Raw genomic sequence first — 21,322 nt, forward strand, 5'->3', positions numbered from 1 at the left:
GAGCGGTAGTTCAGTCGGTTAGAATACCTGCCTGTCACGCAGGGGGTCGCGGGTTCGAGTCCCGTCCGTTCCGCCACCCTTATTAGGGGCGTAGTTCAATTGGTAGAGCACCGGTCTCCAAAACCGGGTGTTGGGGGTTCGAGTCCCTCCGCCCCTGCCAGAAATAATCCTTAGCATCTGCTAAGGATTTTTTTTGCTTCTTTTTCAGTGCCCAAGCTATAAATAATCTCTCGCATGGCATCCTTGCCAAAAATATTCAATCAATCACTTTGATTTTCAAAAGATCACGTATCTGATTCTGTTTATCGCTATTCTGCAGCCAAATTGCATAAAGTGGACGAGAAAGCATTGTCGTGTCAGCAACTGGATATAACTCCTCTTTTTGCTCTGCCCATGAGACAGGCAGCCAGGTGCAGCCATTGAGCTGCGGTAATTGCTGATGCGCCACTTCTGCTGAACTGGTCGTCAATGTTGGCACGTCATCACTGGCGATTAACTCCGCCTCATGCTGCTGAAAATCCGGACCCCATTCGAGGCGCAGGTAATTCAATTCTGACTTGCTCTTTTCGGGGGTTGCGCAATAAAGCGCAAGTGTGAAATGGCCGAGCAACTGGCTGCTAAATTCATCCATCTTCGGCGTTTCAGTCGTGATCAGCAGATCCAGTTGCCGTTCATGTAGCTGTTTAACCAATGATTGCCGTTGTGCAATTCGTGCTTCGAACTGAAGGTTCCCTTGCAGGTTATACAGCCGGGTTAACCAATCGCTAAGCATGCATTCCCACAGGGATGCGCTGGCCCCAATTGAAAATTGGTGGTGTCGCGATGTGTGCGCCACTTCCTTTCTTGCTGCTTGCCAGGTGCTCATCAATGTTTCCGCATACGGCAGCAGCTTTTCGCCCGCTGCTGTCAGGCGGATATTGTTGCGATGGCGTGTAAAGAGATTAACCCCAAGTTGGTTCTCTAACTGGCGAATACGAAAACTCACCGCGGACTGGGTCAGATAGAGTGCTTCGGCTGCACGACCGAAGTGACGAGTCCTGCTAACTTCGAGGAAAGTTTTTAATAATTCCGTATCCACAGTTTTCTCCACAAAAATATTTGTCGTAATGATTTAAATGTTTTGTTTTACACTCTGTCAAGCGTAACTAATACTCCGCGCCATAAATAGCTCGGCCAAAGAATTAGGAGCGTGCAGGATGGCGGAAAGCTTTACGACGACGAATCGTTTTTTCGACAATAAGAATTATCCGCGCGGGTTCTCTCGCCACGGTGACTTCACCATCAAAGAGGCGCAACTGCTTGAGCGCCATGGTTATGCTTTTAACGAGCTGGAACTCGGTAAGCGTGAACCAGTGACTGCAGAAGAAACGCAATTCGTTGCAGTGTGCCGTGGAGAGCGTGAGCCAGACACCGAAGCTGAACGCGTCTGGATCAAATATATGGCACGCATTAAGCGTCCGAAACGCTTTCACACCCTTTCAGGTGGGAAACCACAAATGGAAGGCGCGGAAGACTATACGGATTCCGAAGATTAAGAGAAAAGGGGCTAAGGCCCCTTTTTTTACATCAGCATCTTTTGCAAATGAATCAGTAGTCTGTCGATTGCGCGATAACTTAACGCTTCCTGCAGGTGCGCTCGCTGGATCGCTGGCTCTTCTTCAAGATCGGCTATCGTTCGTGCAACTCTCAACAGGCGTTGCCAGGCCCGTACCGACAATCCCAGCCGTGTTAACGTCTCTTCCAGCCAGTTCCCGTCTTCTCTGGTAAGTATACAAAGCTGTTTCGTTTCGCTACTGTCCAGACGTGCGTTGAGTTTATTCTGCCGCTGGTATTGCCGTGCCCGAGCCTGAATAACCCGTAAGCGTACTGTTTCGCTGCTTTCACCTTTATGCTGTTGCTGGCTCATCAACCCCGGTGCAAGCAGGGGGATTTCAAGCGAGAGATCGAAGCGATCGAGAAAAGGGCCTGATAGCTTTCCCAAATAGCGCAGCGTTTGCTCCGGTGTCGAGCGGTTATGGTTTCCCCGGTAATGTCCGGTCGGGCTCGGGTTCATGGCGGCGATTAACTGGAAACGTGCGGGATAGGTAACTTTGGCCCTTGCCCGCGAGAGATGGATTTGTCCGGATTCAATAGGTTCGCGGAGTGCATCCAGCACACGGCGTTCAAATTCCGGTAATTCATCCAGAAATAGAACACCATTATGCGCCAATGAAATCTCCCCCGGACCGGGTATGGAGCCGCCGCCGACAAGCGCCGCTAGTGAAGCACTGTGATGCGGCGCTCTGAATGGGCGTCTGCGCCAGTGACGAGAGAGTGCTGCTGAATTTACCACGCTCATAATGGCCGCACTTTCCAGCGCCTCCTGGTTATTCAATGGCGGCAACAATCCCCCCAATCGACTAGCCAGCATGGTCTTGCCCGTGCCCGGAGGTCCTATTAACAACAGGTTATGTCCACCTGCCGCAGTGATTTCCAGTGCGCGCTTCCCTTGTTCCTGCCCAATAACATCGCTTAAATCCTCACTGTAGGCCTCCTGGCTGCCACAAAAGGGGACAGGTGAAGCTAGTGCCTGTTTTCCTTCCAGAAACGCACACACTTCCTGTAAATGGTCGGCAACCAGACACTCCTGTGTTTCTGTAAGGCTAGCTTCAGCTTCGTTTTCTCTGGCAATAACAATGCGCCTGTTGGCTTTTACCGCTTCAATGACAGAAGAGATGGCGCCGGGAACCCCGCGTAATGAGCCTGTAAGGGCAAGTTCGCCGACAAACTCATAACGACTCAGTTCTGATGCCGTTAGCTGCTCAGAAGCGGACAGAAGCGCGATAGCGATGGGTAAATCATATCGTCCACCTTCTTTGGGTAGATCCGCAGGTGCCAGGTTGATCGTGATCCGTTTCGCCGGGAATTCATATCCGCTGTTGATAATGGCGCTACGAACACGATCGCGTGCTTCTTTAACCGTGGTTTCCGGTAGCCCGACAATAGTCAGCCCCGGCAGCCCATTACTGATATGCACTTCAACGGTAACCAGGGGGGCCGTCACGCCTAACGCCGCTCGCGTAAAAATTACAGACAATGCCATAGGCTCTCCTTTTCGCAGACATTATCTGTTTTGGTTATCGTTTTTCATTCTCGGAAAGCTGTTTTTGCGCGCACGTTTCCTGAATTTCGCTGCAATTAGTCACTTATTTCATCGTGTTGGAATGTTGATCGCAGCGTTTTATCACGACTGCGAGGTGTGAGAAATTTTCATTAAGACTTTTCTCTATATAAAACAAACATTTTTTGTCAATTTGTCGGTGCGGCCGCAAACTGCGTCATAAATTTTTCTTGTTTCTTGTCTTAAATCTGTGTTACCTCTTTAGGCATTCCTTCGAACATGAAGCAAGAACGAACACAAATGAAAGCCCTTCTACGAGTGATTAGCCTGGTTGTGATTAGCGTGGTGGTGATTATTATCCCACCGTGCGGGGCTGCACTTGGACGAGGAAAGGCTTAAAAAACAAGCCTTAACGAACTAAGACCCCCGCACCGAAAGGTCCGGGGGTTTTTTTATGACCTAAAAACATAAACGAGGAGCAAAGAATGAGTAGCAGCACAAAATTCTGTTTCTCCCGATATCCGGCGGGGAACTGACTATGAATGGTGCACAGTGGGTAGTACATGCGTTGCGAGCGCAGAAAGTCGATATCGTCTTCGGCTATCCGGGCGGCGCAATTATGCCGGTTTACGATGCATTGTATGACGGCGGCGTGGAACACCTACTTTGCCGGCACGAGCAGGGCGCGGCGATGGCCGCTATCGGCTATGCTCGCGCCACCGGTAAGACCGGCGTTTGTATCGCCACTTCCGGCCCGGGTGCGACGAATCTGATCACCGGTCTTGCTGACGCATTATTAGATTCCGTTCCGGTTGTTGCCATTACCGGTCAGGTTGCAGCTCCACTTATTGGCACCGACGCGTTTCAGGAAGTGGACGTATTGGGTTTATCCCTCGCCTGCACGAAGCACAGCTTTCTGGTTGAATCGCTGGAAGAATTACCGCGTGTCATGGCTGAGGCTTTCTACGTGGCAAATTCTGGCCGCCCTGGCCCGGTTCTGGTTGATATTCCGAAAGACATTCAACTGGCTGTAGGCGATCTGGATCCCTGGTTCGCGACTGTCGACGATGAGCATTATTTCCCGCAGGCTGAAGTTGAACAGGCCGTGCAGATGCTCTCGCAGGCAACAAAACCGATGCTGTACGTTGGCGGTGGTGTTGGCATGGCGCAGGCGGTTCCGGTGCTGCGTGAGTTTCTGAGCGTGACGCAAATGCCAGTTACTTGCACGCTGAAAGGGCTGGGCGCGGTGGAAGCCGATTATGCTTACTATCTTGGCATGCTGGGGATGCACGGTACGAAAGCCGCGAATTTTGCCGTGCAGGAGTGCGACTTGCTGATTGCCGTTGGCGCTCGCTTTGACGATCGCGTGACCGGCAAGCAGAATACCTTCGCGCCGAACGCCAAAGTGATCCATATGGATATCGACCCGGCGGAAATGAGCAAACTGCGCCAGGCGCACGTTGCGTTGCAGGGCGATTTAAATGCGTTGCTGCCTGCGCTGCAACAGCCGCTGGCAATTGATGCATGGCGTCAATACAGCGCGGATCTGCGTCGCGAACACGCCTGGCGTTACGATCATCCAGGCGAAGCTATTTATGCGCCGCTGTTGTTAAAACAGCTCTCCGATCGCAAACCGGAAAACAGCGTAGTCACTACCGACGTTGGCCAGCATCAGATGTGGGCGGCGCAACATCTGTGTTTCAGCCGCCCGGAAGATTTCATTACCTCCAGTGGATTAGGCACGATGGGTTTTGGTTTGCCGGCCGCTGTTGGCGCGCAGGTTGCCCGCCCGGACGATACGGTAATCTGTATCTCCGGTGACGGCTCCTTCATGATGAATGTTCAGGAGCTCGGCACCGTTAAACGTAAGCAATTACCGCTGAAGATTGTCTTACTGGACAACCAGCGTTTAGGGATGGTTCGCCAGTGGCAGCAGTTATTCTTCAACGAGCGGTATAGCGAAACCACCCTGACTGATAACCCCGATTTCCTCACGCTGGCCAGCGCTTTTGGCATCCCCGGCCAGCACATCACCCGAAAAGACCAGGTTGAAGCGGCACTCGACACGATGCTCACGAGCCCGGGGCCATACCTGCTTCATGTCTCAATCGATGAACTTGAGAATGTCTGGCCGTTGGTGCCGCCCGGCGCCAGTAACTCACAAATGCTGGAGAAATTATCATGATGCAACATCAGGTTGCCGTTGAGGCCCGCTTCAATCCGGAAACATTAGAACGCGTACTGCGTGTGGTGCGCCACCGTGGCTTTCAGGTGTGTGCCATGAATATGGAAACCGCCAGTGATGCACGGAACATAAATATCGAATTGACCGTTGCCAGCCCGCGGCCTGTCGAATTACTGTTTAGCCAGTTAAGCAAACTTGTTGACGTTGCCCGGGTTGATATCCGCCAGCGTGCCACATCATCACAATCACAACAAATCCGCGCGTAAGCGCAAAAGGAAGAATAATGACGACGAAAAAAGCAGACTACATTTGGTCTAATGGCGAGATGGTTCGTTGGGAAGATGCAAAAGTCCACGTGATGTCCCACGCGCTGCATTACGGCACCTCCGTATTTGAAGGTATCCGTTGCTATGACTCGCACAAAGGTCCGGTAGTCTTCCGCCATCGTGAACATATGCAACGTCTGCGCGATTCCGCCAAAATCTATCGTTTCCCGGTATCTCAGAGTGTTGATGAGCTGATGGAAGCCTGCCGCGCAGTGATCCGCAAAAACAATCTGACCAGCGCCTATATTCGTCCGCTGGTGTTTGTGGGCGATGTTGGCATGGGCGTTAACCCTCCGGCGGGCTACACCACTGATGTGATCATCGCCGCGTTCCCGTGGGGCGCTTACCTCGGTGCGGAAGCACTGGATCAGGGGATCGACGCGATGGTTTCTTCCTGGAACCGCGTCGCGCCGAACACCATCCCGACAGCCGCGAAAGCGGGCGGTAACTACCTCTCTTCCCTGCTTGTTGGCAGCGAAGCGCGCCGTCACGGCTACCAGGAAGGGATTGCGCTGGATGTTAACGGCTACATCTCTGAAGGTGCAGGCGAAAACCTGTTTGAAGTAAAAGACGGCATCCTGTTCACGCCGCCGTTCACCTCTTCTGCCCTGCCGGGTATCACCCGCGATGCGATCATCAAGCTGGCGAAAGAGCTGAATATCGAAGTTCGCGAGCAAGTGCTGTCCCGCGAATCGCTGTATCTGGCGGATGAAGTGTTTATGTCCGGTACCGCAGCGGAGATCACGCCGGTACGCAGCGTCGACGGTATTCAGGTTGGCGAAGGTCGTTGCGGCCCGGTCACTAAACGTATTCAGCAAGCATTCTTTGGCCTCTTCACCGGTGAAACGGAAGATAAATGGGGCTGGTTGGATCAAGTTAATCCATAAATACCCGTCATACTTCAGGTTGTAGGTGTGTTGGCCGCACTCGTTCACCCCAGTCACTTACTTATGTAAGATCCCGGGGATTCGCTCGCTTGCCGCCTTCCTACAACCCGAATTATTTAGGGTGTAGCAAATAAATATGGGATGGCACGCACCACCCCATCGACAAGATAGACGGGAGTAAAAGAGCATGCCTAAGTACCGTTCCGCCACCACCACCCACGGGCGCAATATGGCGGGTGCCCGCGCGCTGTGGCGCGCAACCGGGATGACCGACGCCGATTTCGGCAAGCCGATTATCGCCGTCGTGAACTCGTTTACCCAGTTCGTGCCGGGCCACGTTCACTTGCGCGATCTTGGTAAGCTGGTTGCGGAGCAAATCGAAGCCGCAGGCGGCGTGGCGAAAGAGTTCAACACCATCGCCGTTGATGATGGCATCGCCATGGGCCACGGCGGCATGCTTTACTCACTGCCTTCCCGCGAGCTGATTGCCGATTCCGTTGAATATATGGTCAATGCCCACTGCGCTGACGCGATGGTGTGTATTTCCAACTGCGACAAAATCACCCCAGGGATGTTGATGGCCTCTCTGCGGTTGAATATTCCGGTGATTTTCGTCTCCGGCGGCCCGATGGAAGCCGGGAAAACAAAACTCTCCAATCAGATAATCAAACTCGATCTGGTGGATGCGATGATTCAGGGCGCAGATCCGAAAGTCTCTGACGATCAGAGCGATCAGGTAGAACGTTCCGCCTGCCCAACTTGCGGCTCCTGCTCCGGCATGTTCACCGCCAACTCGATGAACTGTCTGACCGAAGCGCTGGGGCTGTCGCAGCCGGGTAATGGCTCGCTGCTGGCGACCCATGCTGACCGCAAGGATCTGTTTATCAACGCGGGCAAACGCATTGTTGAGCTGACCAAACGCTATTACGAGCAGGATGACACCAGCGCGCTGCCGCGTTCTATTGCCAGCAAAGCGGCGTTCGAGAACGCCATGACGCTGGATATCGCCATGGGCGGCTCCACTAACACCGTTCTGCATCTGCTGGCCGCCGCGCAGGAAGCGGAAATTGATTTCACCATGAGTGATATCGATAAGCTGTCCCGCAAAGTTCCGCAGCTGTGTAAAGTCGCGCCGAGTACGCAGAAATATCATATGGAAGATGTGCACCGCGCCGGTGGCGTGCTGGGCATCCTGGGTGAGCTGGATCGCGCTAACTTGTTGAACCGTGACGTGAAAAACGTGCTCGGTCTGACGCTGCCGCAAACCCTTGAGCAGTACGACGTGATGCTGACCAAAGACGACGCGGTGAAAACCATGTTCCGCGCAGGTCCGGCGGGCATCCGCACCACGCAGGCGTTCTCGCAGAATTGCCGCTGGGACACGCTGGATGACGATCGCGCTGAAGGCTGCATCCGTTCGCTGGAGCACGCTTACAGCCAGGACGGTGGTCTGGCGGTACTGTACGGTAACTTTGCGGAAAACGGCTGTATCGTCAAAACCGCAGGCGTTGATGACAGCAACCTGAAATTCACCGGCCCGGCGAAAGTGTATGAAAGCCAGGATGCGGCGGTGGAAGCCATTCTCGGCGGTAAAGTTGTCGCTGGCGATGTGGTGGTGATTCGCTACGAAGGGCCGAAAGGCGGGCCGGGGATGCAGGAAATGCTCTACCCAACCAGCTTCCTGAAATCGATGGGCCTCGGCAAAGCGTGTGCGCTGATCACCGACGGGCGTTTCTCCGGCGGAACATCGGGTTTGTCTATCGGCCATGTTTCCCCGGAGGCGGCAAGCGGCGGCAATATCGGTCTGATTGAAGACGGCGATATCATTGCTATCGATATTCCGAGCCGTAGCATTCAACTGCAACTGAGCGACCGTGAACTGGCGGCGCGCCGTGAAGCACAGGAAGCCCGTGGTGATAAAGCCTGGACACCGGTTGACCGTGAGCGTCAGGTCTCCTTCGCGCTGCGCGCTTATGCCAGCCTCGCGACCAGTGCGGATAAAGGCGCGGTTCGCGATAAATCCAAACTTGGGGGTTAATGATGGCCGAATCTCAACCCCTCTCAGCCGCTCCCGAAGGAGCGGAGTATCTGAGAGCGGTGCTGCGCGCGCCGGTTTACGAAGCGGCGCAGGTAACGCCGCTGCAAAAAATGGAGAAGCTCTCTTCGCGTCTCGACAACGTGATCCTGGTGAAGCGCGAAGACCGCCAGCCAGTGCACAGCTTTAAGCTGCGTGGCGCGTACGCAATGATTGCCGGGCTGACGCCTGAGCAGAAAGCGCACGGTGTGATTACTGCTTCTGCGGGCAACCATGCGCAGGGCGTGGCGATGTCATCGACGCGCCTGGGTATCAAATCGCTGATTGTGATGCCGGTTGCCACTGCGGATATCAAAGTGGATGCGGTGCGCGGCTTTGGTGGCGAAGTGCTGCTGCACGGTGCCAACTTCGACGAAGCGAAAGCGAAAGCCATTGAACTGGCCGAACAACAAGGTTTCACCTTTGTGCCGCCGTTTGATCACCCGATGGTGATCGCCGGGCAGGGCACGCTGGCACTGGAGTTGCTGCAACAGGACGCACATATCGATCGGGTTTTCGTGCCGGTCGGCGGCGGCGGTTTAGCGGCGGGCGTGGCAGTGTTGATTAAACAGCTGATGCCGCAAATCAAAGTGATTGCGGTGGAAGCGGAAGACTCCGCGTGCCTGAAAGCGGCGCTGGATGCGGGTCATCCGGTCGAGCTACCGCGCGTGGGCTTGTTTGCCGAAGGCGTGGCGGTAAAACGCATTGGTAACGAAACCTTCCGCCTGTGCCAGGCGTATCTCGACGATATCATCACCGTCGATAGCGATGCGATTTGCGCGGCGATGAAAGATCTGTTCGAAGATGTCCGCGCGGTGGCGGAACCGTCCGGCGCGCTGGCGCTGGCGGGGATGAAAAAATACATCGCTAAACACAACATTCGCGGCGAACGGCTGGCGCATGTACTTTCCGGCGCGAACGTCAATTTCCACGGCTTACGTTATGTTTCTGAGCGTTGCGAGCTGGGCGAGCAGCGGGAAGCGCTGCTGGCGGTGACCATTCCGGAAGAGAAAGGTAGCTTCCTGAAGTTCTGCCAGTTGTTGGGCGGGCGCTCCGTTACCGAGTTTAACTATCGCTTTGCCGATGCCAAAGATGCCTGCATTTTTGTCGGTGTACGTTTAAGCCGCGGGCTGGAAGAGCGCAAAGAGATCCTCGCGCTGCTGAACGAAGGCGGTTATAGCGTCGTGGATCTTTCCGACGATGAGATGGCGAAACTGCACGTGCGTTACATGGTCGGCGGGCGACCGTCAAAACCGCTGCGTGAACGTCTGTACAGTTTTGAGTTCCCGGAATCGCCCGGCGCGCTGCTGAAATTCCTGCATACGCTCGGTACGCACTGGAATATTTCATTGTTCCATTACCGTAGCCACGGTACCGATTATGGGCGCGTTCTGGCCGCATTTGAACTGGGCGAGCATGAGCCGGATTTCGAAACCCGGCTCAACGAGCTGGGCTACGAGTGCCACGACGAAACAAATAACCCGGCGTTCCGCTTTTTCCTTGCCGGTTAGTTGTTTGGCAGGATTTTCCAGAACGCATCAATAAGCGGCTCATAGAGCCGCTTTTTTTGTACACACACGCCAAGCTCAAACGGCGTTTTCTCATCGCTGCGTTCAAGGATCATCACGCGGTTGCGCACCGGCTCCGGGCTGTTTTCCAGCACCACTTCCGGGATTAGCGCCACGCCGCAACCGAGCGCGACCATCGACACCATTGCTTCGTGACCACCGACGGTGGCGTAAATCGACGGGTTGCTGATTTTGTGGCGGCGGAACCACAGCTCGATACGGCGGCGCACCGGGCCTTGATCCGCCATGATAAACGGCACGGTTGACCAGTCCGGTTCGGGCTGCGAAACCTGGGTACGTACCGGGCAGGGAAGCGCAGGTGCTATCAGCACCACGGCCAGGTTTTCCAGCATCGAAAACGCTACCGCGCCGGGCAGCGTTTCCGGTTTCCCGGCAATGGCCAGATCCGCTTCGCCGGTGGCCACTTTTTCCATCGCATCGGCGGCATCTCCAGTGGTGAGTTTGATCTCTACCGACGGATGCTCTGCGCGAAAGCGATCGAGAATTGGCGGCAAATGGCTGTAAGCCGCGGTAACGGAACAGAAAAGATGCAGCTCACCGGAGAGCGACGGGCCTTGCTGGTCGATGGTGTGGCGCAATTGCTGATACTGCAATAACGTTTGCTGCGCGAAAACGCGTAACTCTTCGCCCGCTTCTGTCAGCGTGACGGTACGGTTATCGCGCACAAACAGCGGCTGCCCAAGATCTTCTTCCAGCCGCTGGATTTGTCGCGAAAGCGTGGAGGGACTGACATGCATGGCGCGCGCGCTGCGGCCAAAATGGCGGCTTTCGGCCAGATGCAGGAATGTTTTCAGATCGCGTAAATCCATGAGACAGACTCCACAAATTTACATTGCAAAAATTGCAATGTGACATTGTTAATATATCAATTTAAGCAACGCATTTCCTGTCATATAGTGGGTTCAATCTCGCGATTCAGCGAACTGAACAATAAATATTGCCCTGAATAATTTGCGCAACAGAAAATCCAACGCGTTAGCGCAAAAGAAGAACGGCACAACACAACATCACACGACGAGGTCTCAAATGGCTAACTACTTTAATACACTGAACCTGCGCCAGCAGCTGGCGCAGCTGGGCAAATGCCGCTTTATGGCGCGTGACGAATTTGCCGATGGCGCAAGCTACCTTCAGGGTAAAAAAGTGGTCATCGTCGGCTGCGGCGCTCAGGGCCTGAACCAGGGCCTGAACATGCGCGACTCCGGTCTGGATATCTCTTACGCGCTGCGTAAAGAAGCCATTGCGGAAAAACGCGCGTCCTGGCGCAAAGCGACCGAAAACGGTTTTAAAGTCGGCACGTATGAAGAGCTGATCCCGCAGGCGGACCTGGTCGTGAACCTGACGCCGGACAAACAGCACTCTGACGTTGTGCGTTCCGTGCAGCCGCTGATGAAAGACGGCGCGGCACTGGGTTACTCTCACGGCTTCAACATCGTGGAAGTGGGTGAGCAGATCCGTAAAGATATCACCGTTGTGATGGTGGCGCCGAAGTGCCCTGGCACTGAAGTGCGTGAAGAGTACAAACGCGGTTTCGGCGTTCCGACCCTGATCGCCGTCCACCCGGAAAATGACCCGAAAGGTGAAGGGATGGCGATTGCTAAAGCCTGGGCTGCGGCAACCGGTGGTCACCGGGCGGGCGTTCTGGAGTCCTCTTTCGTTGCGGAAGTGAAATCTGACCTGATGGGCGAGCAGACCATCCTCTGCGGCATGCTGCAGGCGGGTTCCCTGCTGTGCTTCGACAAGCTGGTGGCGAAAGGTACTGACCCGGCTTACGCAGAAAAACTGATTCAGTTCGGTTGGGAAACCATCACCGAAGCGCTGAAACAGGGCGGTATCACGCTGATGATGGATCGCTTGTCCAACCCGGCGAAACTGCGTGCTTACGCGCTGTCAGAACAGCTGAAAGGTATTATGGCGCCGCTGTTCCAGAAACATATGGACGACATCATCTCCGGTGAGTTCTCTTCCGGCATGATGGCTGACTGGGCCAATGACGATAAGAAACTGCTGACCTGGCGTGAAGAAACCGGTAAAACCGCGTTCGAAACCGCACCGCAGTTTGAAGGCAAAATCAGCGAGCAGGAGTACTTTGATAAAGGCGTGCTGATGATTGCGATGGTGAAAGCGGGTGTTGAACTTGCGTTCGAAACCATGGTGGCATCCGGCATTATCGAAGAGTCCGCTTACTATGAATCGCTGCATGAACTGCCGCTGATTGCCAATACCATCGCGCGTAAACGTCTGTATGAAATGAACGTGGTGATTTCCGATACCGCAGAGTACGGCAACTACTTGTTCTCTTACGCTTGCGTACCGCTGCTGAAAGAGTTTATGACTACGCTGCAAACGGGCGATTTGGGTAAAGCGATTGCTGAAGGCGCGGTAGATAACGCACAGCTGCGCGATGTGAATGATGCGATTCGCAGCCACGAAATCGAGAAAGTGGGCCAGAAACTGCGCGGTTATATGACGGATATGAAACGTATCGCCGTCGCGAGTTAATTCCGCATCATCTTTCGGTAGCGACAAGCCGACGTTCATCGAAAAATTTAAGCCCGGAGGCGTTAGCGCTTCCGGGCTTTTTTATGCGCGGCAATGGACGCGATCTTTTTTGCCTATTTGTCTTGTTGAATTTGTCTTTATGTAATATCGTAAGTTACATGAAAATAAATAACTCCTTCTCCGCGACATTGCACATCCTGCTCCATATGGAACAGGCCGATAAACCGATGACATCGGAACAGATGGCTGAGTACATCGACGGCAATCCTGCGTTTATTCGCAAACTGCTCGCCGGGTTACGGGAAAAGCAGATTGTCTGCGCGACCAAAGGGCACCACGGCGGCTGGCGGCTTTGTCGCTCCGCCAGTCATGTCACTCTCTATGACATCTACATTGCACTGGGATCGCCTGCGCTGTTCGCATTGGGTAATCGTAACGAGAACCCCGAATGTCTGGTTGAACAAGGGGTGAACCGGGTGATGTCATCGACGCTTGCCGACGCTCAATCGCTGATGCTTGAACGTTTTAAAAACCTGACGCTACAAGATGTCGGCGCGGAATTTATCAGTTACTTCAACGAAAAGGGGCACCACTGATGATTGCAGATTTAATCACCTGCCTGATGATTGCGCTGGCTGCCAGCAGCATTTCAATAACGGTGACGCAAACGGAGCTATTTGCGGCTTTTCGTGAATGGACGGTGAAAAAAAATGCAATGATAGGGCACTTGTTTCAGTGTTTCTATTGTCTGAGCCACTGGGCGGTGTTTGGCGGCATGCTGGTGTACCGTCCTGCGCTGTTGCACAGCGGCTTTGCATTGATTGACTGGGTGATGACGGCGTTTATTACCATTACGCTGGCGACGTTGATTAATGGCTTGATGTTTAAAGTGTTCCAGGCGGCGATCGGTATGCATGTGATGAAGCATGACGCGCAGCAGAAGCTGCAATCGCACAAATAAAAAACAGCCTCTCTGGAGTGAGAGGCTCAATGATTAGTTGCGGTACAGCACTTTGATGATGTGGTAACCGAACTGGGTGTGCAGCGGGCCGGTTGGCTCCAGCACCGGGCAGGAGAACACCACTTTATCGAACGCGGGAACCATCTGGCCCTGACGGAATTCGCCCAAGTGTCCGCCTTTTTTGCCTGACGGGCAGATAGAGTGTTTTTTCGCCAGCTTTTCGAAATCGCCGCCGTTTTTGATCTGTTCCAGAAGATCCAGTGCCAGTTTCTCTTCTTTAACAAGGATATGCAGTGCTGCTGCGGTTTTTGCCATGATCGTGCCTTGAGTGAGGTTGTTGAGGCTGGCTATACTACCACGCGTTTATACACTTCGATCTTCATTCTGCCCCGGCTTCGAGTTGCGTCTGCGGTTCAACTTATGCGAGGGCCGTTGGTGCCGCAGTAAGCTGCGTTAAAATCTGAATCCCGGCAGATTCGTTATCCCACCACTTACATTAGTAAGCGGCTGAAGATTCACGGCCTGAATGATTTTGTGTATATATTTCCCCTCCAGACTTTTCATTGAGTGATTTTTTATGCGTTTAAACCCCGGACAACAACAAGCCGTCGAATTTGTCACCGGACCATGCCTGGTGCTGGCGGGGGCGGGATCCGGTAAAACACGCGTGATCACCAATAAAATCGCCCATTTGATTCGTGGCTGCGGCTATCAGGCGAAACATATCGCGGCGGTAACCTTCACCAACAAAGCGGCGCGCGAGATGAAAGAACGTGTTGCGCAGACGCTGGGGCGCAAAGAGGCCCGCGGATTGATGATCTCTACGTTCCATACGCTGGGGCTGAATATCATCAAACGTGAGTTCGCCGCGTTAGGGATGAAATCTAACTTTTCCCTGTTTGACGATACCGATCAGGTTGCGCTGCTGAAAGATCTGACTGAAGGGCTGATCGACGATGACAAAGTGGTGCTGCAACAGTTGATCTCTACGATCTCAAACTGGAAAAACGATCTGCTGACACCGTCGCAGGCCGCTGCGCGCGCAAACGGCGAACGCGATCGTATTTTTGCTCATTGCTATGGTCTGTACGACGCCCATATGAAGGCGTGTAACGTACTCGATTTTGACGACCTGATCCTGCTGCCAACACTGTTATTACAGCGCAATGAAGAGGTACGCGAACGCTGGCAGAACAAGATCCGTTATCTGCTGGTGGATGAATATCAGGACACCAACACCAGCCAGTATGAGCTGGTAAAGCTGTTAGTGGGCCAGCGTGCGCGCTTCACCGTCGTGGGTGACGATGACCAGTCTATTTATTCGTGGCGCGGGGCGCGACCGCAAAACCTGGTGCTGCTGAGCCAGGATTTTCCGGCATTGCAGGTGATTAAGCTGGAGCAAAACTACCGCTCTTCCGGGCGCATCCTGAAAGCGGCGAATATCCTCATCGCCAACAACCCACACGTGTTCGAAAAGCGGCTTTTTTCCGAGCTGGGTTACGGTGCTGAGCTGAAAGTGCTCAGCGCCAACCACGAAGAACATGAAGCCGAGCGCGTGACCGGTGAGCTGATTGCTCACCACTTCGTGAATAAAACCGAATATAAGGATTATGCGATCCTGTATCGCGGCAACCACCAGTCGCGAGTATTCGAAAAATTCCTGATGCAAAACCGTATTCCGTACAAGATTTCCGGCGGCACCTCGTTCTTTTCGCGCCCGGAAATCAAAGATCTGCTGGCCTATTTGCGGGTACTGACCAATACGGATGATGACAGTGCGTTTTTGCGCATCGTGAATACGCCAAAGCGTGAAATTGGCTCGGCGACGCTGCAGAAGCTGGGCGAATGGGCGATGTTGCGCAATAAGAGCCTGTTTGCTGCCAGCTTTGACGTTGGCCTGAATCAGACGCTGACCGGACGTGGCTATGATGCGCTGACGCGGTTTACTCACTGGCTGGGCGAGGTTCAGCGTTTGTCGGAACGCGAGCCTATCGCGGCAGTGCGCGATTTAATTCACGGCATCGATTACGAGTCCTGGTTGTTCGAAACATCCGCCAGCCCGAAAGCGGCGGAGATGCGCATGAAAAACGTCAACACGCTATTCGGCTGGATGACGGAGATGCTGGAAGGCAGCGAACTGGACGAGCCGATGACGCTGGCGGAAGTCGTCACGCGCTTTACCCTGCGCGACATGATGGAGCGTGGCGAGAGCGACGACGAAGCCGATCAGGTGCAGTTGATGACGCTGCACGCTTCTAAAGGCCTTGAATTCCCGTATGTTTTCCTCGTTGGTATGGAAGAGGGATTATTACCGCACCAGAGCAGTATCGATGAAGATAACGTCGATGAAGAGCGGCGGCTGGCTTATGTAGGCATCACCCGTGCGCAGAAAGAGCTGATTTTCACCCTCTGCAAAGAACGCCGCCAGTACGGTGAGTTAGTCCGCCCTGAGCCGAGTCGCTTCCTGCTGGAACTGCCGCAGGACGATCTGATTTGGGAGCAGGAACGCAAAGTGGTCAGCGCCGAAGAGCGCATGCATAAAGGCCAGGCTAACGTGGCGAATATTCGCGCGATGCTGGCGAAAGCGAAGGACAAATAAAATCTGCTTTCAGTGAAGGCGGCGTTGATTACGCTCTCGAAGAGCGCGCTGAAAAAGTTAAAAAGAAGCGTCTGCCCGCTCTGTAAGGTTTGAACCCGGCAGAGCTGCGGAACGTTGGTTTTCAGCGAGCAATAAAAAGCCCGCAGCGAGCGGGCTATATTCGTATGAGAATTACTGAATTTCCAGCGACCAGTGCACGTAACTTTGCCACTGGCTTTCCTGATCAATCAGCTCTGCGCCAAGCGGATGACTTGCCAGCCACCCTTGCGGTAGCGTCAGCACCAGCTTCTCTCCCTGCGCGGTAACCGTAATTTCCGGCAGCAGATCGTCGCGACGACGGCTGGCAAAAATAATGGCAAGACGAAGCAGACGACAAAGATGCTCGGCTACGCGCGGCGGTACGGCGTTTTGCTGATGCAGTGACGAGAGATCGACGGCGTTCGTCTGATTAAGCAGCAACGTCGCGAGCAGTTTCTTTTGCGCGGGGGTAAACCCTGGCAGATCGAGATTGCGTACCAGCCATGCCGCGTGTAGCGGTGCTTGCTTAAACTCAATGCTCAAACCAATTTCATGCAGTTCGCAGGCAACTTTCAGAATTTCGATGCTGTACGCATCTAATTCCCACACTTGAGCGACGTCCTGCGCAAACCGCCCGGCCAGCGTTGTCACGCGGCGGGATTGATCGGTATCGATAATAAAACGGCGTTGAATATTGCGCAGCGTGCGGCTACGAATGTCTTCATCTACCGCCAGGTGCAACATGCCGTAGACCAGACCTTCGCGTAATGCGCCACCGGCCAGCGTCATGCTTTCAATATTCATTTCGGTGAAGATAGCGATAAGGATTGCCAGACCGCTCGGGAACACCAAAGCGCGTTCGAGTGTCAGGCCTTCGATTTCCAGCTCTTCAAGCCGTCCACACTGTATGGCGCGCTGTTTAAGCTGCTGCAATTTCGCAAGGGTGATGCGCTCATCCATGCCCTGCGCCATCATGATTTCTTGCAGTGCCTGAACCGTACCCGATGCCCCGACACAAACTTTCCAGCCATGGCGGCGAAGCTCATCGGCAACCGGGCGTAGCACCTCACGCGCGGCCTGTTCGGCGGCGGCGAAGTTTTCCTGTCCGAGATTTCGGTCGGTGAAAAAGCGCTCAAGCCATGTGACACAGCCCATCGACAGGCTGAAAAGAGAGGTCGTTTGTGCCCCGGTGCCGGTAACCAGCTCTGTGCTGGCACCGCCAATATCAACCACCAGACGCTGATCCGCGCCACCCGTTGTGTGCGCAACGCCCTGATAAATCAGCCGCGCTTCTTCCTCGCCGCTAATGACCTGCACCGGGCAGCCAAGGATTTCTTGCGCTTTGTCGATAAATTCCTGCGCGTTAACCGCCAGGCGCAACGTGGCCGTTGCTACGACGCGGATTTGCTCCTGGGGAATATCCTGTAGACGTTCGGAAAACAGCCGCAGGCACTGCCAGCCTCGCTCCATCGCTTCCTGAGAAAGACGATTATCGGGGCTTAATCCTGCAGCCAGGCGAACTTTACGTTTGATGCGAGAAAGCGTCTGAATGCTTCCCGCCACCTCGCGCACAACCAGCATATGAAAACTGTTGGATCCAAGATCAATAGCGGCATAGAGCGAGGCGGAACCGAGCATATTTTTAACCTGAACGACGACGATTACGTGGAGCGCCACCGCTGCGGCGCGGGCCGTTGCCAGAGCGTGAACGTGTCAGACGTTTTGGCGGCGGCAGCTCGGTGAGCAGGGCATCCGGATCGTATTTGCTGACCGGAATTGAGTGCCCGATATAGGTCTCAATCGCCGGCAGGTTCAATGCGTACTCTTCACAGGCGAGGCTGATTGAGTGACCGCTGGCGCCAGCACGACCGGTACGACCGATACGGTGAACGTAATCTTCGCAATCATCCGGCAGATCGTAGTTAAAGACGTGTGTAACCGCAGGAATATGCAGACCACGTGCGGCAACGTCAGTCGCCACCAGAATGTCGAGATCGCCGCGCGTGAACTCATCAAGAATACGCAGGCGTTTTTTCTGCGCAACATCACCGGTCAGCAAACCAACACGATGACCATCTGCAGCCAGGCTGCCCCAGATATCTTCACAGCGGTGTTTGGTGTTAGCGAAGATAATGGCGCGATCTGGCCACTCTTCTTCGATCAACGTTTGCAGCAGGCGCATTTTCTCGTCGTTAGACGGGTAGAAAAGCTCTTCTTTAATACGGTGGCCCGTTTTTTGTTCCGGCTCCACTTCCACGTATTCAGCGTTATTCATCTGCTCAAACGCCAGCTCGCGCACCCGGTAGGACAGCGTGGCGGAGAAGAGCATGTTCAAACGTGAAGTCACGGGTGGCATGCGGCGGAACAGCCAGCGGATATCTTTGATAAAGCCCAGATCGTACATACGATCTGCTTCGTCCAGTACCACGACCTGGATCGCGCCCAGGTTAATATGGTTCTGTTTGGTGTAATCGATCATTCGACCCGTGGTGCCGATTAAAATATCGACGCCGCTTTCCAGCACTTTCAGCTGTTTGTCGTAGCCATCACCGCCGTAAGCCAGACCCAGTTTCAGGCCAGTCGTCTGCGCCAGCGGTTCTGCATCGGCGTGAATTTGCACCGCGAGTTCACGTGTCGGCGCCATAATAATCGCGCGCGGCTGGTTCACTTTACGGTCTTCAATTGCCGGGTGAGAGAGAAGATAATGAAACGTTGACGTTAAAAACGCCATCGTTTTTCCGGTACCGGTTTGTGCCTGACCTGCAACATCACGGCCCGCCAGCGTCAGCGGAAGAGCCAAAGCCTGAATAGGCGTGCAATTATGAAACCCTTTTTTTTCAAGGGCTTCGATCACCTTTGGGTGCAGGGCGAAGTCGGTAAACTTCTGTTCTGTTAAATGTGTTTTGCTCATAGTGTGGTAGAATATCAGCTTACTATTGCTTTACGAAAGCGTATCCGGTGAAATAAAGTCAACCTTTAGTTGGTTATTGTGGCATCAACACGTTGCTGTTTTATGCTACACCAACATGCCAGGCTTATTCCTGTGGAGTTATATATGAGCGATAAAATTATTCACCTGACTGACGATAGTTTTGACACGGATGTACTCAAAGCGGACGGGCTTGTGCTCGTTGATTTCTGGGCAGAGTGGTGTGGACCGTGTAAAATGATCGCCCCGATTCTGGATGAAGTCGCTGATGAGTACGAAGGCAAGCTGACCATTGCGAAACTGAACATCGACCAGAATCCGGGCACCGCGCCGAAATACGGCATCCGCGGCATCCCGACCCTGCTGCTGTTCAAAAACGGCGAAGTTGCAGCAACCAAAGTTGGCGCCTTGTCTAAAGGCCAACTGAAAGAGTTCCTGGACGCCAACCTGGCGTAACCCCAGACTCCGCCGGCGTGCCAGCAGTCCTAATTTTTTTGGATCGCTGGACGCCCGGCTTCAGCCGTGCTAATTTAGTTTTGACTTCGTTTTGAACATACCTTTAGTTGTTTGAATCTTGCATTACCCCGATACTTCCCGCAGAGCAACACCATCGCGAGAGAAGTCGACAGATTCCGGGCTTATCACTTATTCCGTCTTATCGTTTCAGTTCTGCGTACTTTCCTGTGACCAGGCACCGATCAGACATAAGTTGATGGCCGTTAACAGGCATGGATGACCCTGCCATACCATTCACAACATTAAGTTCGAGATCTACCCCGAGTTTAAGAACCCACACCATTATGAATCTTACCGAATTAAAGAATACGCCGGTTTCTGAGCTGATCACTCTCGGCGAAAATATGGGGCTGGAAAACCTGGCCCGTATGCGCAAACAGGACATCATTTTCGCCATCCTGAAGCAGCACGCGAAGAGTGGCGAAGATATCTTTGGCGATGGCGTGCTGGAGATTCTGCAGGATGGATTTGGTTTCCTCCGTTCCGCAGACAGCTCCTACCTCGCCGGCCCCGACGACATCTATGTATCCCCCAGCCAAATCCGCCGTTTCAACCTCCGCACTGGTGACACCATTTCAGGTAAGATTCGCCCGCCTAAAGAAGGTGAACGTTACTTTGCATTGCTGAAAGTTAACGAGGTGAACTTCGATAAGCCGGAAAACGCGCGCAATAAGATTCTGTTCGAAAACTTAACGCCGCTGCACGCGAACTCTCGTCTGCGTATGGAACGTGGTAATGGCTCGACGGAAGACTTAACCGCACGCGTACTGGATCTGGCGTCGCCGATCGGTCGCGGTCAGCGTGGTCTGATTGTCGCACCGCCAAAAGCCGGTAAAACCATGCTGCTGCAGAACATCGCGCAGAGCATTGCTTACAACCATCCTGACTGTGTACTGATGGTGCTGCTGATTGACGAGCGTCCGGAAGAAGTGACCGAGATGCAACGTCTGGTTAAAGGCGAAGTGGTTGCTTCTACCTTTGACGAACCGGCTTCCCGTCACGTGCAGGTTGCAGAAATGGTTATCGAGAAGGCCAAGCGCCTGGTCGAGCACAAGAAAGACGTTATCATTCTGCTGGACTCCATCACCCGCCTGGCACGCGCTTACAACACCGTTGTTCCGGCCTCCGGCAAGGTGCTGACCGGTGGTGTCGACGCGAACGCCCTGCACCGCCCGAAACGCTTCTTCGGTGCCGCGCGTAACGTGGAAGAGGGCGGCAGCCTGACCATTATCGCAACCGCGCTGATTGATACCGGTTCGAAAATGGACGAAGTGATTTACGAAGAGTTTAAAGGCACCGGTAACATGGAACTGCACCTCTCGCGTAAAATCGCTGAAAAACGTGTCTTCCCGGCGATTGATTACAACCGTTCTGGTACGCGTAAAGAAGAGCTGCTCACCACTCAGGAAGAGCTGCAGAAAATGTGGATCCTGCGCAAAATCATTCACCCGATGGGTGAGATCGACGCGATGGAGTTCCTCATTAACAAGCTGGCAATGACGAAGACCAATGATGAATTCTTCGACATGATGAAGCGCTCTTAATATAAATAAACCTCGGAAACGCCACGTTTTTACGTGGCGTTTTTTATTTGCGAGCTATACGCTATATGCACCGGGACAGGCACTGTCCGATG

Annotated in this window: 20 protein-coding genes and 1 tRNA gene; 15 read left to right on the plus strand and 6 right to left on the minus strand. The window is 53.8% G+C overall.

The annotated features are described in order from the left end of the window. Window positions 1-84: 84 nt before the first annotated feature. Window positions 85-160, plus strand: a tRNA-Trp gene (locus ACFX4U_RS21960). A 96-nt stretch (window positions 161-256) separates the two neighbouring features. On the opposite strand, the gene hdfR is transcribed toward ACFX4U_RS21960, so the two are convergent. Then, window positions 257-1,090 (minus strand): HTH-type transcriptional regulator HdfR, encoded by an 834-nt coding sequence (gene hdfR / locus ACFX4U_RS21965; RefSeq protein ID WP_313508279.1) that lies wholly within the window; start codon window positions 1,088-1,090, stop codon window positions 257-259. A gap of 106 nt (window positions 1,091-1,196) precedes the next feature. On the opposite strand from hdfR, the gene ACFX4U_RS21970 reads away from it, so the two are divergent. Further along, on the plus strand, window positions 1,197-1,535 hold the full coding sequence (locus ACFX4U_RS21970) for a DUF413 domain-containing protein (RefSeq protein WP_017459699.1): 339 nt from the start codon (window positions 1,197-1,199) through the stop codon (window positions 1,533-1,535). A 26-nt stretch (window positions 1,536-1,561) separates the two neighbouring features. On the opposite strand, the gene ACFX4U_RS21975 is transcribed toward ACFX4U_RS21970, so the two are convergent. Further along, window positions 1,562-3,082, minus strand: a complete 1,521-nt coding sequence (locus ACFX4U_RS21975) for a YifB family Mg chelatase-like AAA ATPase (RefSeq protein WP_313508278.1) — start codon at window positions 3,080-3,082, stop codon at window positions 1,562-1,564. A gap of 318 nt (window positions 3,083-3,400) precedes the next feature. Between ACFX4U_RS21975 and ilvL the strand changes: the two genes are divergently transcribed. The 7 genes from ilvL (at window position 3,401) to ilvA (ending at window position 10,083) form a co-directional block, all read left to right on the plus strand. Then, window positions 3,401-3,499, plus strand: a complete 99-nt coding sequence (gene ilvL / locus ACFX4U_RS21980; protein ID WP_015966468.1) for an ilv operon leader peptide — start codon at window positions 3,401-3,403, stop codon at window positions 3,497-3,499. A gap of 86 nt (window positions 3,500-3,585) precedes the next feature. Next, on the plus strand, window positions 3,586-3,636 hold the full coding sequence (ilvX, locus tag ACFX4U_RS21985) for a peptide IlvX (protein ID WP_202819293.1): 51 nt from the start codon (window positions 3,586-3,588) through the stop codon (window positions 3,634-3,636). Window positions 3,637-3,638: 2 nt separating this feature from the next. After that, entirely contained in the window at window positions 3,639-5,285 is a 1,647-nt protein-coding gene (gene ilvG / locus ACFX4U_RS21990) for an acetolactate synthase 2 catalytic subunit (protein WP_313508277.1), read from the plus strand. Next, window positions 5,282-5,551, plus strand: coding sequence for an acetolactate synthase 2 small subunit (gene ilvM / locus ACFX4U_RS21995; RefSeq protein ID WP_017459702.1), 270 nt, complete (start codon window positions 5,282-5,284; stop codon window positions 5,549-5,551). The genes ilvG and ilvM overlap by 4 nt, the downstream gene beginning before the upstream one ends. 17 nt (window positions 5,552-5,568) lie before the next feature. Further along, window positions 5,569-6,498: a branched-chain amino acid transaminase gene (locus ACFX4U_RS22000; protein ID WP_020455988.1), complete on the plus strand. Its 930-nt coding sequence runs from the start codon at window positions 5,569-5,571 to the stop codon at window positions 6,496-6,498. A gap of 187 nt (window positions 6,499-6,685) precedes the next feature. Then, window positions 6,686-8,536 (plus strand): dihydroxy-acid dehydratase, encoded by a 1,851-nt coding sequence (gene ilvD, locus ACFX4U_RS22005; protein WP_200553534.1) that lies wholly within the window; start codon window positions 6,686-6,688, stop codon window positions 8,534-8,536. 2 nt (window positions 8,537-8,538) lie between these two features. Then, window positions 8,539-10,083, plus strand: a complete 1,545-nt coding sequence (gene ilvA / locus ACFX4U_RS22010; protein WP_305737669.1) for a threonine ammonia-lyase, biosynthetic — start codon at window positions 8,539-8,541, stop codon at window positions 10,081-10,083. Here ilvA and ilvY read toward each other — a convergent pair. Then, window positions 10,080-10,970, minus strand: coding sequence for an HTH-type transcriptional activator IlvY (gene ilvY / locus ACFX4U_RS22015; protein ID WP_313508276.1), 891 nt, complete (start codon window positions 10,968-10,970; stop codon window positions 10,080-10,082). The genes ilvA and ilvY overlap by 4 nt on opposite strands. Window positions 10,971-11,187: 217 nt before the next feature. Between ilvY and ilvC the strand changes: the two genes are divergently transcribed. The 3 genes from ilvC to ACFX4U_RS22030 all read left to right on the plus strand — a co-directional run bounded on the left by ilvC (window position 11,188) and on the right by ACFX4U_RS22030 (window position 13,624). Then, a complete protein-coding gene (ilvC, locus tag ACFX4U_RS22020) occupies window positions 11,188-12,663 on the plus strand; it encodes a ketol-acid reductoisomerase (protein WP_380218669.1) in 1,476 nt (491 codons plus the stop codon). Window positions 12,664-12,821: 158 nt separating this feature from the next. After that, a complete protein-coding gene (locus ACFX4U_RS22025) occupies window positions 12,822-13,259 on the plus strand; it encodes an Rrf2 family transcriptional regulator (RefSeq protein ID WP_313508275.1) in 438 nt (145 codons plus the stop codon). Next, window positions 13,259-13,624 carry a DUF1360 domain-containing protein gene (locus tag ACFX4U_RS22030; RefSeq protein ID WP_313508274.1) on the plus strand — a complete coding sequence of 122 codons (366 nt, stop codon included), beginning with the start codon at window positions 13,259-13,261 and terminating at the stop codon, window positions 13,622-13,624. Before ACFX4U_RS22025 ends, ACFX4U_RS22030 begins: the two co-directional genes overlap by 1 nt. A gap of 33 nt (window positions 13,625-13,657) precedes the next feature. On the opposite strand, the gene ppiC is transcribed toward ACFX4U_RS22030, so the two are convergent. Further along, window positions 13,658-13,939 carry a peptidylprolyl isomerase PpiC gene (gene ppiC, locus ACFX4U_RS22035; protein WP_001140255.1) on the minus strand — a complete coding sequence of 94 codons (282 nt, stop codon included), beginning with the start codon at window positions 13,937-13,939 and terminating at the stop codon, window positions 13,658-13,660. A 262-nt stretch (window positions 13,940-14,201) separates the two neighbouring features. Between ppiC and rep the strand changes: the two genes are divergently transcribed. Beyond that, entirely contained in the window at window positions 14,202-16,223 is a 2,022-nt protein-coding gene (gene rep, locus ACFX4U_RS22040; protein WP_313508273.1) for a DNA helicase Rep, read from the plus strand. Window positions 16,224-16,394: 171 nt separating this feature from the next. Here rep and gppA read toward each other — a convergent pair whose 3' ends face one another. Together gppA and rhlB are read right to left on the minus strand one after the other, a co-directional pair. Then, on the minus strand, window positions 16,395-17,879 hold the full coding sequence (gppA, locus tag ACFX4U_RS22045; RefSeq protein WP_305737461.1) for a guanosine-5'-triphosphate,3'-diphosphate diphosphatase: 1,485 nt from the start codon (window positions 17,877-17,879) through the stop codon (window positions 16,395-16,397). A 4-nt stretch (window positions 17,880-17,883) separates the two neighbouring features. Further along, complete coding sequence (rhlB, locus tag ACFX4U_RS22050) at window positions 17,884-19,152, minus strand: ATP-dependent RNA helicase RhlB (RefSeq protein ID WP_017459712.1); 1,269 nt, start codon at window positions 19,150-19,152, stop codon at window positions 17,884-17,886. Window positions 19,153-19,296: 144 nt separating this feature from the next. Between rhlB and trxA the strand changes: the two genes are divergently transcribed. Next, window positions 19,297-19,626: a thioredoxin TrxA gene (trxA, locus tag ACFX4U_RS22055; RefSeq protein WP_017459713.1), complete on the plus strand. Its 330-nt coding sequence runs from the start codon at window positions 19,297-19,299 to the stop codon at window positions 19,624-19,626. 344 nt (window positions 19,627-19,970) lie between these two features. Beyond that, a complete protein-coding gene (rho, locus tag ACFX4U_RS22060) occupies window positions 19,971-21,230 on the plus strand; it encodes a transcription termination factor Rho (protein ID WP_004386383.1) in 1,260 nt (419 codons plus the stop codon). Window positions 21,231-21,322: the final 92 nt, after the last annotated feature.

Source organism: Kosakonia sp. YIM B13588, from assembly GCF_042788165.1.
Lineage (GTDB): Bacteria > Pseudomonadota > Gammaproteobacteria > Enterobacterales > Enterobacteriaceae > Kosakonia > Kosakonia sacchari.

What these genes read in the sequence shown, in the direction of transcription:
- ACFX4U_RS21970 (WP_017459699.1), top strand. Translation starts at nt 1,197, where the DNA reads ATGGCGGAAAGCTTTACGACGACGAATCGTTTTTTCGACAATAAGAAT.
- ACFX4U_RS21975 (WP_313508278.1), bottom strand. Translation starts at nt 3,082, where the DNA reads ATGGCATTGTCTGTAATTTTTACGCGAGCGGCGTTAGGCGTGACGGCC.
- ilvL (WP_015966468.1), top strand. Translation starts at nt 3,401, where the DNA reads ATGAAAGCCCTTCTACGAGTGATTAGCCTGGTTGTGATTAGCGTGGTG.
- ilvG (WP_313508277.1), top strand. Translation starts at nt 3,639, where the DNA reads ATGAATGGTGCACAGTGGGTAGTACATGCGTTGCGAGCGCAGAAAGTC.
- ilvM (WP_017459702.1), top strand. Translation starts at nt 5,282, where the DNA reads ATGATGCAACATCAGGTTGCCGTTGAGGCCCGCTTCAATCCGGAAACA.
- ACFX4U_RS22000 (WP_020455988.1), top strand. Translation starts at nt 5,569, where the DNA reads ATGACGACGAAAAAAGCAGACTACATTTGGTCTAATGGCGAGATGGTT.
- ilvD (WP_200553534.1), top strand. Translation starts at nt 6,686, where the DNA reads ATGCCTAAGTACCGTTCCGCCACCACCACCCACGGGCGCAATATGGCG.
- ilvA (WP_305737669.1), top strand. Translation starts at nt 8,539, where the DNA reads ATGGCCGAATCTCAACCCCTCTCAGCCGCTCCCGAAGGAGCGGAGTAT.
- ilvY (WP_313508276.1), bottom strand. Translation starts at nt 10,970, where the DNA reads ATGGATTTACGCGATCTGAAAACATTCCTGCATCTGGCCGAAAGCCGC.
- ilvC (WP_380218669.1), top strand. Translation starts at nt 11,188, where the DNA reads ATGGCTAACTACTTTAATACACTGAACCTGCGCCAGCAGCTGGCGCAG.
- ACFX4U_RS22025 (WP_313508275.1), top strand. Translation starts at nt 12,822, where the DNA reads ATGAAAATAAATAACTCCTTCTCCGCGACATTGCACATCCTGCTCCAT.
- ACFX4U_RS22030 (WP_313508274.1), top strand. Translation starts at nt 13,259, where the DNA reads ATGATTGCAGATTTAATCACCTGCCTGATGATTGCGCTGGCTGCCAGC.
- ppiC (WP_001140255.1), bottom strand. Translation starts at nt 13,939, where the DNA reads ATGGCAAAAACCGCAGCAGCACTGCATATCCTTGTTAAAGAAGAGAAA.
- rep (WP_313508273.1), top strand. Translation starts at nt 14,202, where the DNA reads ATGCGTTTAAACCCCGGACAACAACAAGCCGTCGAATTTGTCACCGGA.
- gppA (WP_305737461.1), bottom strand. Translation starts at nt 17,879, where the DNA reads ATGCTCGGTTCCGCCTCGCTCTATGCCGCTATTGATCTTGGATCCAAC.
- rhlB (WP_017459712.1), bottom strand. Translation starts at nt 19,152, where the DNA reads ATGAGCAAAACACATTTAACAGAACAGAAGTTTACCGACTTCGCCCTG.
- trxA (WP_017459713.1), top strand. Translation starts at nt 19,297, where the DNA reads ATGAGCGATAAAATTATTCACCTGACTGACGATAGTTTTGACACGGAT.
- rho (WP_004386383.1), top strand. Translation starts at nt 19,971, where the DNA reads ATGAATCTTACCGAATTAAAGAATACGCCGGTTTCTGAGCTGATCACT.